Consider the following 12169-nt stretch of genomic DNA (forward strand, 5'->3'; position numbering starts at 1 on the left):
TGGGAATACGAATGGGGAGGAAAAGTTCCATGAAACGTAAATTCGGAGATCGGGCGAATTGGCGCCGTATCACCCGCCGGCACTTCACTTCCCGGTATGTGGAATGTGAGCAGTTTACAGGGTATCTCACGTTATATACCATATATGGCCTGAAAGAACCGTTATGGAAGACGTATGGCCGTCATACTTACCGAATCGCGGACAAAGGCTATTCATGGCTGCAGTATTATCCGAAGGACAGCCATTTTATCGTGACCGCCATGTTTGATGACAAACGAAATATTGTTCAATGGTACATCGATATTTGCAAGAAACAGGGGGTAACAGATCAGGGTGTTCCTTGGTTTGACGATCTGTATTTGGACGTTGTGGTCGTCAAGAATGGTGAAGTGTTCTTGCTGGATGAAGATGAGCTTGAGGATGCCCTAGGGCGGAATGACATTACCCGGGATGACTACAGGCTGGCCAAGGTAACCGCACGGAATCTGCTTCGGGCCATCGACGCGCATGAATTCCCTTACTTTATGATGTCTCTGAAGCACCGCGACCAGTTATTTCATAATGGAGAGTTCAGGAGGAAGAAATAATGCGTCAGGAAATACATAAGAGTCTGTCACAAGCAGGCACGAAGAAGAGAGCATGGTATCGGCGAGGGATGATTACCCTGCTCTCTCTCGTTGTTCTTGGAGTGCTATGGTCAGGTTATGCATATTGGAAAATCGAAAGTGCCGTCAGCAATCCGTCGGAGAAAGCGGATGTCGGCATTATCTTGGGCGCTTCCATGTGGGGAGATCAGCCAAGTCCGGGGCTTCGCGAGCGGCTTGAGCATGCGCTGGTTGAATACCATGCAGGCCGTTTTGATACCTTCATTGTTTCTGGCGGTCTCGATAAGCCGGGGTATCCATATACCGAAGCCGAAGGAATGCGAAATTTCTTGGTTGACGCGGGCGTACCGGTGGAACGGATCTTCCTGGAGAACGAAGCTACGAGCACTTACGAGAATTTGCTCTTCAGCCAAGCGATTATGGAGGAGCATGGGTGGAATACCGCCATTATAATAACCCATGACTATCACGGGACGAGAGCGATGGAGGTTGCAACAACCCTTGGTTACGATCATCCTTCTATGTCGCTGACGGAATCTACCGTTTTGCCGATGGCTAAACACAAGTCTAGAGAAGTGCTGGCTTATACGAAATGGACGGCCGATCGGCTGTTGATCGCCATGGGTGTCCTATGAGGACGAAACTTCTAATAAGCAGGCTGTAAATAGAATACATTGGAATAGATAGTCAGCCCTTTGGTAAAGAGGTGAGGAGCAATGAACGGGCGTGTAACGGCCGCTAACGGCCGATCTGAAGGACGGCCATCCAGGCAGATTAATGTCGTGCTCCGCAGCGCGGAACCTCCACTCATCAGCAGTGCGGTTCCGGAACGCGAACCGGCCCCTTCCCCAAACCCTGTTTCCCAGCACAGTCTATTCCAGGAAATACAGAAAGAGCTGGATCAACTGGTAGGTCTCGAACAAATCAAAGACCTGGTATTTGAAATCTATGCATTGCTTCAAGTGGCCCAGATGCGTTTGGAAGCAGGCTTATTAAGTGGCGGTCATGTGTACCATATGATTTTTAAAGGAAACCCCGGAACTGGGAAAACCACAGTCGCCCGTATCGTGGCAAAGCTGTTTCAGAAGATGGGCGTGCTTAATAAGGGTCATCTGGTCGAAGTGGAACGGGCCGATCTCGTAGGTGAATATATCGGTCACACGGCACAAAAGACCAGAGAATTGGTCAAAAAAGCGCTTGGAGGAATTCTGTTCATCGATGAGGCTTACAGTTTGGCGCGCGGCGGCGAGAAGGATTTTGGCAAGGAAGCGATCGATACGCTGGTTAAGGCGATGGAGGATCATAAAAACCAGTTCATTCTTATTCTGGCAGGCTATAGCGATGAGATTGATTTTTTTATGGATTCGAATCCCGGCCTGTATTCCCGTTTTCCGATCCAGATGGACTTCCCGGATTATAATCTGGATCAATTGATCCAGATTTCGGAGCTGATGGCAAAGGAGAGGGATTATATCTTGATGCCGCAGTCGCTGAGCAAGCTCAAGGAACACCTGCAGATGGAGAAGGATCACGGACTGCACGCCTTCAGTAATGCACGTTATGTACGGAATGTCATCGAGAAATCGATAAGGAATCAATCGGTTCGGCTGCTAAATCAGTACGTAACCGGAAACCCCGGCAAGCTTGAGCTTATGACCCTGCGGCCGGAGGACTTTAAGTTAAACGGAAAAATACAATGATTTTAAGCTTGTCTTCGAACATAATGAAGGGGTAACGCTGCTTTCTTTGGATCATAATGTTTATTGCAGGCAGCAGCGGTTAGTTAAATTAGGAGACGTAATGTTAGAAGGAGTTGGCTATATGACAAATATAACGCATGATACCCGGACAGAGATCGAAGATAAAGCCGTTTTGGTCAGTTTGGTCACGGATGCAGTTAAACGTACAGGAATTAATCCGGAACACTCGCTGCAGGAGCTGGTTCAGCTAGCTGAAACCGCTGGAGTGGAGGTGCTGGATGTCATTACACAGAATCGCGAAGTTCCGGATTCCAAGTGGTTTATCGGTAAAGGGAAGGTCGAAGAGCTGCGCATGGCGATTGATGGGTTGGGTGCGTCAACAGCCATATTTGATCAGGAATTATCCGGCGCGCAAGTTCGAAATCTGGAAGAATCACTCGATGTGAAAATTATCGACCGTACTCAATTGATACTGGATATTTTCGCTCAACGAGCGAAGACCCGTGAGGGGATTATCCAGGTAGAGTTAGCACAGCTTACTTATTTGCTCCCGCGGTTGTCGGGACATGGAAAGAATCTGTCCAGGCTCGGGGCGGGGATCGGGACACGTGGACCGGGGGAAAGCAAGCTCGAAACCGACCGCAGGCATATTCGTGACAGAATCAGCGACCTGAAGCGGCAGCTGGATGAAGTCACTCGGCATCGTACGCTCCATCGGGAGCGGCGGAAGAAGAGCGGTGCCGTACAGGTTGCTCTAGTCGGTTATACCAATGCCGGCAAGTCGACATTGTTGAACCGGTTAACGGCCGCAGATGTTTATATCGAAGATCAATTATTTGCTACGCTGGATCCCACTTCGCGCGTGTTGGAGCTGCCTAGCGGCAAGGAAGTTGTGCTAACGGATACCGTTGGATTTATACAGAACCTTCCTCATGATCTGGTAGCGGCGTTCCGTGCGACGCTGGAAGAAGCCAACGAAGCCGATCTGATTCTTCATGTCGTAGATGCTTCTTCCCCGATGCGGGACGAACAGATGGCTGTCGTTCAATCCATACTTCAGGATTTGGGGGCGGCGGATAAACCGCAGATCGTTCTGTTTAACAAGAAGGACGCATGTGAACCGGATCAGCTGGAGATGCTGCCTACCGGGGATGGTCAATTAAAGATTAGTGCGTATCAAGATCAGGATTTGGAAATGGTTCGTGAAGCGATTCAGGACCAGCTGTCAGGAGGGAACGTGACGTTCCGGATTCCGGCAGACCGCGGCGATCTGAACTCGGTTGTATACCGTGTCGGAGACGTGCTGGAGCAGTCTTTTGATGAGAATGATATCCTCTACGAGGTGCGAATCAATAAAGCGGATTATGAGAAAATGGGTTATTTGCTCCATGATTACGTTCAGAACGGATCTTAGGTACCAATAGGAATCGTAGTGTAAGCCCCTGTACGGGGCTTATATTGCGTGTTCAGAGTGCTCAAGCATTGCGAGTTCTATGAAATAAAAATATGTGTTAAGATGTGAGACATCATGTGTAAAAGAGGAGAGAGCAGTTGGTCATGGCAAGATTTTCGCAAGATATACTTGAATTGAGCAGTGAGATTGAGTCCAAAATCGGGCAGCGTCTACGGGAGATCGATAATATCGTTGATTTTAATCAGTGGAAGGTGATCGATGCTTTCCAGAAGTTTCAGGTGAGTGATTTTCATTTTGCGGCTTCCACCGGGTATGCATACAATGATCGCGGCCGTGAAGTGCTGGATGAAGTCTACGCAGACGTATTTGGAGCCGAATCTGCCCTGGTCAGGCCGCATTTTGCTTCCGGTACCCATACGATCTCAACCGCACTTTTTGGTGTGTTAAGACCGGGAGATGAGCTGTTGTATATTTCGGGTCGTCCCTATGACACCCTCCATAAAGTGATTGGCGAACCCGGGGACGGCAGCGGATCCCTTCGAGATTTTGGAATTGGTTATCAGGAGGTTGCGCTAACAGAACAAGGGGAAATCGATTGGGAGCGGGTAGAGAAGGCAATCACGTCTTCAACCAAGGTTATTGGTATCCAGCGTTCCCGTGGATATGATTGGCGTTCTTCGTTCACGGTATCCCAGATTGGTGACATGGTAAACCGGATTCGGTCCATTCGCCCGGATTTGATCATTTTCGTTGATAACTGTTACGGCGAGTTTACGGAGCGATTGGAACCGACGGAGGTTGGCGTTGATCTGATGGCGGGGTCGCTTATCAAAAACCCTGGCGGCGGCATTGCCGAAACCGGCGGCTACATATGCGGTAAAGCGGCCTATGTGGATAAGGCAGCCTATCGGCTGACTGCTCCCGGCATCGGACGTGAAGTAGGGGCTATGCTGGGAACGACCAGAGGCATTTATCAGGGATTATTCCTGGCACCATCCACGGTTGGACAAGCGGTCAAGGGCAGCATTTATGCCGCCGCGATGTTTGAGGCAGTGGGGTTCACAACCAAGCCGGGCTGGCAGGATGAGCGGACCGATTTGATTCAGGCCGTATCGTTCACCGGAGCGGATCATCTGATCGCTTTTGTACAGGGGATTCAGCGGGCTGCGGCAGTCGACAGTCATGTGGTGCCTGAGCCTTGGGATATGCCTGGATATGAACATCCTGTAATCATGGCGGCAGGTACGTTCATCCAAGGAGGAAGCCTCGAATTATCTGCGGATGCGCCGATCCGATCACCTTATATCGGGTATATGCAAGGTGGCTTAACCTACTCTCATGTTAAATATGGTGTGCTTATGGCCCTCCAAAGCATGAAAGATCGTAATTTGTTGTAAGTTATCCTTACATGCGGTTGACGTGGTTGATCAGGAAATGTACAATAGGATCAGAATAGACCACTTGGAAGGTTGATGAGATATGGGTGATGAGATTCGGAGGAATATGGCATTATTTCCGATAGGCATTGTTATGAAGCTTACGGATTTATCTGCCAGACAAATTCGCTATTATGAGCAGCATAACTTAATTGTCCCAGCCCGTACGTCGGGCAACCAACGCCTGTTTTCCTTCAATGATGTGGAGCGACTGCTAGAGATTAAGGCTTTGATTGAAAAAGGTGTTAATATCGCCGGCATTAAGCAGGTAATGAACCCTGTCACGAAAGAGTCTGAAGAGGCTACGGTCATTACTCCTGATACCGAGAACAGACGCCGTGAGATGTCGGAGTCCCAGTTGCGACGTTTGCTGAAGCAGGAATTGATTACCGCTAGAAGACCGGGTCAGGTTTCATTGATTCAAGGGGAATTATCCCGGTTTTTTAATAAATAAGGATTGCCATGCTGTAATTCTTCATTAATTCTAGTTTTTTATTTAAAAAGGAGAGGATAAAGTGAGTTATACCAGAGAGGACATTCTACGTATTGCCAAAGAAGAAAATGTTCGATTTATCCGCTTGCAATTTACAGATTTGCTTGGAACGATTAAAAATGTTGAGATTCCTGTAAGCCAGCTGCCTAAAGCGCTTGATAATAAAATGATGTTCGACGGTTCGTCCATCGAAGGTTATGTACGTATCGAAGAATCCGATATGTATCTGTACCCGGATCTGGATACCTTCATGATCTTTCCATGGGTATCCGAGGATCGTGTTGCACGCTTGATCTGCGATGTCTACATGCCTGACGGCACTCAGTTCGCAGGAGATCCGCGCGGCATTCTGAAGAGAGCGCTGAAAGAAGCTGAAGAGATGGGCTTCACTTCTATGAATGTCGGTCCGGAGCCAGAATTCTTCCTGTTCAAAACCGATGAAAAAGGCAACCCTACCCTGGAGCTTAATGACCAAGGCGGATACTTTGACCTTGCGCCTACGGATCTCGGCGAGAACTGCCGCCGCGATATCGTACTGACACTGGAAGAGATGGGCTTTGAAATCGAAGCTTCTCACCATGAAGTTGCTCCTGGCCAGCACGAAATCGATTTCAAGTATGCCGATGCGATCAAAGCAGCTGACCAGATTCAAACATTTAAATTGGTAGTTAAGACGATTGCTCGTCAGCATGGACTGATTGCAACATTTATGCCAAAACCGCTATTCGGCGTGAACGGCTCTGGTATGCATTGTAACCAATCGCTCTTCAAAGGAAGCGAGAACGCGTTTGTCGACGAGAGTGATGAGCTTGGCTTGAGCGTAACGGCTCGTAACTATATGGCGGGTATTCTTAAGCATGCACGCGCGTTTGCTGCGATCACGAACCCAACGGTGAACTCGTACAAGCGTCTCGTGCCTGGTTACGAAGCACCTTGCTACGTAGCATGGTCTGCAAGTAACCGCAGCCCAATGATTCGAATTCCTGCATCCCGTGGCCTTAGCACGCGTATTGAAGTGCGTAACCCGGATCCGGCGGCTAACCCGTATCTGGCTCTGGCTGTCATGCTGAAAGCAGGTTTGGATGGCGTGAAGCGAGAGCTGTCGCTCCCGGCTCCAATCGACCGCAACATCTATGTGATGACGGAAGAAGAGCGTATTGAGGAAGGCATCCCTAGCTTGCCAGCAAACCTGAAAGAAGCCATTAACGAGTTGATTCGCAGCGAAGTCATTTCCGACGCGCTCGGGGATCATGCGCTGGCTCACTTCTACGAGCTGAAAGAAATCGAATGGGACATGTACCGCACGCAAGTTCACCAATGGGAACGCGATCAGTACATCACAATGTATTAATAGAGGAATCCCTTGCGCCGTAAGGCGTGAGGGGTTTTTGTTTTTGGGGGCAGATGATGTGGAATGATAGCTATTCTTGTGTCACCCCCGAAATGCCCCCAAAATTATTATTCTTCTCGTATTTCTCCATGTTATCTGTTTCGATTTTTTTGGAGATATGAGCGTAAATATCAGAGGTTATTTGGATACTACCGTGACCTAAACGTTCATGGACATATTTCATATCAACTCCAGATTCAAGCATGAGCACAGCGTGCGTATGTCTAAGACCGTGTATTGGCATGCTCGGTAAACCAGATCGCTTTAGAATTCTTGAGAATGAATTAAAGAGCGATGACTTAGGTATAAAATTTCCATCATCTTTACACAGAACCAGGTTGAGATCGTGTCTGGAAACATTCTTTAGTGTTAGTTTATTTTGATTTTGATAATTCAAGTGGTACTTCAAATCGTTTACTAACGATTTGCTCATTCGTATTGTTCGTATCGAATTAAAAGTGTTTGTACGAGCGCAGCAACCTTCTTTTATAATGGATGGTCCGGGGTGCTGGCTTTGTAGCTGGTGTTCGTTGTTATAGATTGGTCGGTATCGCCCGAAAAGTATTTATCTTTGCGATGGTCGCGGGAGCCCACTTAGTGGATGGTGTGCAGGTGATAGTCATTTGTTCAGGAATACCGTCGCTTATTTCTATTTTGCTAATGAACTGTTATCAATAATTGAAAACGGCGGGTAACTTGGTGCTCCTATTCCACCAGCTATCCAGCAAGAGGTTGAAGTCTTTAAAGGCAAAGGAGGCGTAAAGAAGGATGACTAAAACTGAGTTTATTTATAAAATCGTTTCATATGCGGATGCAGATATGCCCAAAACTACATATCTGCATCCGTGACCATTACCTAAGCAGCACTTGAGAGCGTGTTGGGTACATCCGGGCTTACGAAGAAAGGCAACAACCTCTTCGGGATCAAAGGCAAGGGGCCACCCGGTAGCTGCACTATGCAGACAACCGAGTACATCAAAGGTAAGCCAATTAAGGTAGATGCTGCATTTTGCGCTTATAATAATTGGGGTGAATCCATCGCGGATCATACCAAGTTGATCCTTGTTGGGGTGAGCTGGAACAAGAATCTATACAAAAGGGTTATCGGTGTAGATAGTAAAACAGGGGCCCGTGAAATCCAAAAGGCGGGGTATGCCACCGATCCAAAATACGCAGATAAATTAATTTCGATTATGGGCACGTATAACCTGTATCAATACGATAACGTGAAGGATGAAAAAGAAAAGGTGGACAAGGTCCATGTAATTGCCTATGGGAATAAGATCAAAGATGGGCTGCTGATCGATGGTACGGTCTATGTGCCCCTAAGAGCAATAGGCATCAGGGGATAAGATTTTATGGGACAATAAAAAAACGGCTACAATAGCAAAGTAACACGCAGAGAGCCTATCGGCTTATATGCTGGTAGGTTTTTTTTGCTTTATCATAACTGTATTAGCCAGCTCACACTGGTAAATAAAATACAAGAAGACCCTACCAAAAAAAATGATGTAGGGTCTTTTTATTATTACAAACTTTAAATTGTTGTTCGATACTCAAATTTATATCTTTCATTTGGATTATAATCGTTTGGCCCAACAGGCATTACTCTGTAATAAACCTTTTCTCCAGCCCTAACAGATCCACTATGATATTCTTGTAATCCAGCTCCGTTTTGGTTTAAATATTGGATCGAAATGATATTGTCAGAATAATCAGTTCTTACATATTGGAGTTGCAGATCCAACCCAAACGGAGGAGACAACAATACATAGTAATTTCTGTCCCATGATCCAAATGAATTATCAATAACATACCAATCTTCGTCAGTTAAACTCTCTAATGGTACCCACGATTGAAAGTAATCCCCGGTACCATTCTGGTGCATGACTTCAGCTGTTCTCATTGTATCTCCATAACCGTATTGCGCAAACGCAGAACTTGATCCAAAGGCCATTAAACAAGCAGTCAATGCGATTGATGCTGATAATTTCTTTAATCTTTTCATATTTCAAGCCTCCCAATTATAACAGAATTTGATATGGATGTTAGCGTGTGTGAAATATCAAGATGTAAAAGAATATCAGAGACCGGTTGGCCAACCTTGATTTAACCGTAACACACATATAACTTCCGAGTATATAGTAATTTTGGATTATTTTAGGATAATATGCGCAATGATGGATATTTCATCTTGTTGATTTATAGATGTATTTGTCAAAGGAAGTTAGTTTTTGTATGTTACAGGGATAATATGGTATACCATAGATGATATGAAAAAAACAAAGCAAAACACTGGCCTCCTGAGAATCTGGAGAAGGTTATGGAAGTGCTAGGCATTGAAGATATAACCGATCTGATTGAATACGAAAAGGATACGGAGTAATGAGTATCTTCAGGCTGTCGAGACTATCTCGACAGCCTGAAAAACAGTATAAACTATATTGAATTCAAAAATGTAAAAAGATGTTGCCCCCAAAATGTCCCCTGGATTGTCCCGAAATTTAAATAAAGAATGCAAAGGTATGAAAAGATCACACGACATACCGCGTTCCGGTACAAACAGGCTTTTTTCTTTCGGAATGTGACCCTTAAGGACAGACTGCACACAGATGCGTCAAGTTGGTCCGCGGAATTGGAATATCTGGACGGGCAGTTCACGGATGAAATATGGGCAATGATTATGACCTTACCCAGGAAGTTCAGGGAGGTGTTGATCCTGGATATTTACTATGAGATGTCAATAAATCAGATTGCGGAGTTCCTTAACCTAGCGGCGGGTACCGTAAAATCAAGACTGTATCGGGCAAGGAAAAAAGTACAGAACCTGTTGAAGGAGAATGGCGATGAATGAGGATAAACCAGACTGGTATTCCCGGGCTAAAAAAGCTCCCTTTTCAGATGAAAAGTTCACATCTGAAATGAAAAAAAACGTGCATAGGTCCGTGATTTTCACCGACAGCAAGCCTAAACGTCGAAAGCACTTACAAGTTGGATTTGCTGGAGGGTTAATGCTTCTGATTATTTTAATTGCCTTTCAATTACCTTTTGGCAGAGAGGAACAACAGAGAGCAGGGACTTTACCTCCTGGTACGGAAGAGACAATCCGGGCACAAGGCGTAACGGATGAAGGAAGGTTAAGGGTTATTGCAGTTGGACAGGAAAAAATAACGACATTGGGAGCACCGAGCTGCTTCGGTATCGAAACGGATATGTCGTTTACCGGAAACTACAGCGTACAGTATAGTACTAACCAAGTTACAAATGAAGTAACTACGCTGGGGGATCTTACTTTTATTCAACCAACATCTGCTCCGGTTGATATGATTCGCCTGCCGTTTCAAGCTGCCGATGTATTTATACTCGCACCGCAATATAGGGACTGTCATGGTATACAAATCTATGCGTTCGCAGTGGAGCATGAAACGGGTAAAGCCGTCCAGCTCCGATTTCAGGATGAATCCTTGGTATCCTACTTTTCATATTATAGACCAGGTACTACTCCCATGGTAAAAGATAATAAGCTTGTTCTAGAGTCCACGGAGGGTCCGGGCGGGGAAGGTTCGCCGGATTATAAACCCAAACGGATGTATCGACTAGATCTTAAACAAGGCATTATGGAGCAGGCAAACTAGCTATGATCCAGCTTCGTGATCTATATAGAAAAAGCAAAGAGGTTACCATCCAATTAAGGGAGGTAACCTATTCTTCATAGATAGATATATGAAATTAGTGGACATCCCGGAAGAGTCCGATTACTTTACCGAGAATCGTAACATGGTTCAGGCGCAGTGGCTCGTAGGTAGGATTCTCCGGTTGCAATCGTACATGATCCTTCTCCTTATAGAAGGTCTTCACAGTTGCTTCGTCTTCCTCTGTCATCGCTACGACAATGTCGCCATTGTCTGCAGTTTGCTGCTGGCGAACAATGACATAGTCGCCGCTGTGAATGCCGGCTTCGATCATACTGTCACCAATAACCGACAACATGAATACCTTATCGTCGCCTACATAATGCTGCGGGAGTGGGAAGTAATCCTCAATGTTCTCCATGGCTGTAATAGGAACACCTGCAGTGACTTTTCCGACAACAGGCACTCTGGCAATGGTGTGAGTAAACAGGCTTGCGCTTTCGGACTCTTCTTGGCCAAGCAGTTCGATTGCTCTTGGTTTCGTAGGGTCACGGCGTATGAGGCCTTTCTTCTCCAAGCGGTCAAGATGTCCATGGACCGTTGAACTGGAAGCTAGTCCGACAGCCTCGCCGATTTCCCGGACAGAAGGCGGGTAACCCTTGCTACGAACTTCGTTGCGGATAAACTCTAAGATCGCCAGCTGGCGGCTGGATATTTTCGACATGCCGTATCAACCCCATTTAGTAACGTTTGGGAAAATTATAACATAGAACTTCCGTTCGTACAAACATAAGTTCTAAATAAAAATAGAACAAACGTTCTTTTTGGTATTGAATCAAACAAGTGTTCGTGTTAATATAAATCCATAAGAGAACACTTGTTTGGGAGATGATGATTCCATGTTGAAATACAGTACATACCGTAGCATTTATGAGAACGTTCCAGTGCAAACGAAGTCCTCGGAGACTTGGATCGATCAATTGAAGTCCAGAATGGCATCCATTCCTTTTATAAAGCTTTTATTCGTTATGTTAATCGTAGCATCCTGCTGGACAGGTGCATATTCCGTTTTTGCCGGGGGGGTGGATAAACCCACTGGGGAGAAGCAGGTTATTGTTCAATATGGCGATAGTTTGTGGCGGATTGCTTCCCTTCATAAACCGACAGATATGGATACGCGAGTATACCTGGATAGCATCCGAAGAATGAATGGATTGAAGGGTCCGGATATACAGGCAGGTGAGGTGTTGTCTTTACCGGTCTGGTAATGGGTTGACACTACGAGAAACTCTTTCCTTATATATGTCCCTATTTCTCGCTTCATATTTGTAGGCTTGCCTGACGATGTGATTTCACGCAGTATAAGCGTGTTTATAATAGAAGAGTATTGATTTCTTAACATAGAGGACCATTTATAGGCATCATATGTTCATATTGCTCTTCTGTCAAGAAAGTGGACACCTTTAGAAGTTAAGCTGCATTCTCGTAGTAGAGCTGTT

General features: G+C 45.9%; 12 protein-coding genes and 3 pseudogenes. 12 read left to right on the forward strand and 3 right to left on the reverse strand.

Translation table 11 applies throughout. From position 1 onward, the window contains the following. Positions 1–29 precede the first annotated feature (29 nt). From CRG97_RS12355 to glnA, 7 genes are all read left to right on the forward strand, one after another. The gene (locus tag CRG97_RS12355; RefSeq protein ID WP_071218240.1) at positions 30–587 is read left to right on the forward strand and encodes a ribonuclease FAU-1 family protein; all 558 of its coding nucleotides are present in this window, start codon (positions 30–32) and stop codon (positions 585–587) included. Further along, positions 587–1240 (forward strand): YdcF family protein, encoded by a 654-nt coding sequence (locus CRG97_RS12360; RefSeq protein WP_098743221.1) that lies wholly within the window; start codon positions 587–589, stop codon positions 1238–1240. The genes CRG97_RS12355 and CRG97_RS12360 overlap by 1 nt, the downstream gene beginning before the upstream one ends. Positions 1241–1321: 81 nt before the next feature. After that, positions 1322–2305, forward strand: a complete 984-nt coding sequence (locus CRG97_RS12365; RefSeq protein ID WP_076321137.1) for an AAA family ATPase — start codon at positions 1322–1324, stop codon at positions 2303–2305. A 121-nt stretch (positions 2306–2426) separates the two neighbouring features. Continuing rightward, complete coding sequence (gene hflX, locus CRG97_RS12370; RefSeq protein ID WP_098743222.1) at positions 2427–3719, forward strand: GTPase HflX; 1293 nt, start codon at positions 2427–2429, stop codon at positions 3717–3719. Between the two features lie 143 nt (positions 3720–3862). Next, entirely contained in the window at positions 3863–5116 is a 1254-nt protein-coding gene (locus CRG97_RS12375) for a methionine gamma-lyase family protein (RefSeq protein ID WP_098743223.1), read from the forward strand. Between the two features lie 82 nt (positions 5117–5198). Continuing rightward, positions 5199–5609: a MerR family transcriptional regulator gene (locus tag CRG97_RS12380; protein ID WP_076321140.1), complete on the forward strand. Its 411-nt coding sequence runs from the start codon at positions 5199–5201 to the stop codon at positions 5607–5609. 61 nt (positions 5610–5670) lie between these two features. Next, positions 5671–6999 carry a type I glutamate--ammonia ligase gene (gene glnA, locus CRG97_RS12385; RefSeq protein ID WP_076321141.1) on the forward strand — a complete coding sequence of 443 codons (1329 nt, stop codon included), beginning with the start codon at positions 5671–5673 and terminating at the stop codon, positions 6997–6999. 70 nt (positions 7000–7069) lie between these two features. On the opposite strand, the pseudogene CRG97_RS12390 reads toward glnA, so the two are convergent. Next, positions 7070–7504 (reverse strand): annotated as a pseudogene (locus tag CRG97_RS12390) (tyrosine-type recombinase/integrase); the annotation flags it as partial. Between CRG97_RS12390 and CRG97_RS12395 the strand changes: the two are divergent. Together CRG97_RS12395 and CRG97_RS12400 are read left to right on the forward strand one after the other, a co-directional pair. After that, positions 7490–7814, forward strand: a pseudogene (locus CRG97_RS12395) (phage holin family protein). The pseudogenes CRG97_RS12390 and CRG97_RS12395 sit on opposite strands and share 15 nt — an antisense overlap. A gap of 96 nt (positions 7815–7910) precedes the next feature. Beyond that, positions 7911–8390 (forward strand): annotated as a pseudogene (locus tag CRG97_RS12400) (glycoside hydrolase family 73 protein); the annotation flags it as partial. A gap of 185 nt (positions 8391–8575) precedes the next feature. Here the strand turns inward: CRG97_RS12400 and CRG97_RS12405 are convergent. Continuing rightward, a complete protein-coding gene (locus CRG97_RS12405) occupies positions 8576–9046 on the reverse strand; it encodes a hypothetical protein (protein ID WP_098743226.1) in 471 nt (156 codons plus the stop codon). Between the two features lie 507 nt (positions 9047–9553). On the opposite strand from CRG97_RS12405, the gene CRG97_RS34005 reads away from it, so the two are divergent. After that, positions 9554–9892, forward strand: coding sequence for an RNA polymerase sigma factor (locus CRG97_RS34005; RefSeq protein ID WP_098743227.1), 339 nt, complete (start codon positions 9554–9556; stop codon positions 9890–9892). Further along, entirely contained in the window at positions 9885–10673 is a 789-nt protein-coding gene (locus CRG97_RS12415; protein WP_098743228.1) for a hypothetical protein, read from the forward strand. Before CRG97_RS34005 ends, CRG97_RS12415 begins: the two co-directional genes overlap by 8 nt. A 94-nt stretch (positions 10674–10767) precedes the next feature. On the opposite strand, the gene lexA is transcribed toward CRG97_RS12415, so the two are convergent. After that, positions 10768–11394: a transcriptional repressor LexA gene (gene lexA, locus CRG97_RS12420; protein WP_076321144.1), complete on the reverse strand. Its 627-nt coding sequence runs from the start codon at positions 11392–11394 to the stop codon at positions 10768–10770. A 175-nt stretch (positions 11395–11569) separates the two neighbouring features. Here lexA and CRG97_RS12425 point away from each other — a divergent pair, with 175 nt between their 5' ends. Continuing rightward, the gene (locus CRG97_RS12425; protein ID WP_098743234.1) at positions 11570–11938 is read left to right on the forward strand and encodes a LysM peptidoglycan-binding domain-containing protein; all 369 of its coding nucleotides are present in this window, start codon (positions 11570–11572) and stop codon (positions 11936–11938) included. Positions 11939–12169 lie beyond the last annotated feature (231 nt).

The sequence above is a fragment of the Paenibacillus sp. EZ-K15 genome, assembly GCF_002573715.1.
Taxonomy (GTDB): domain Bacteria; phylum Bacillota; class Bacilli; order Paenibacillales; family Paenibacillaceae; genus Paenibacillus_AQ.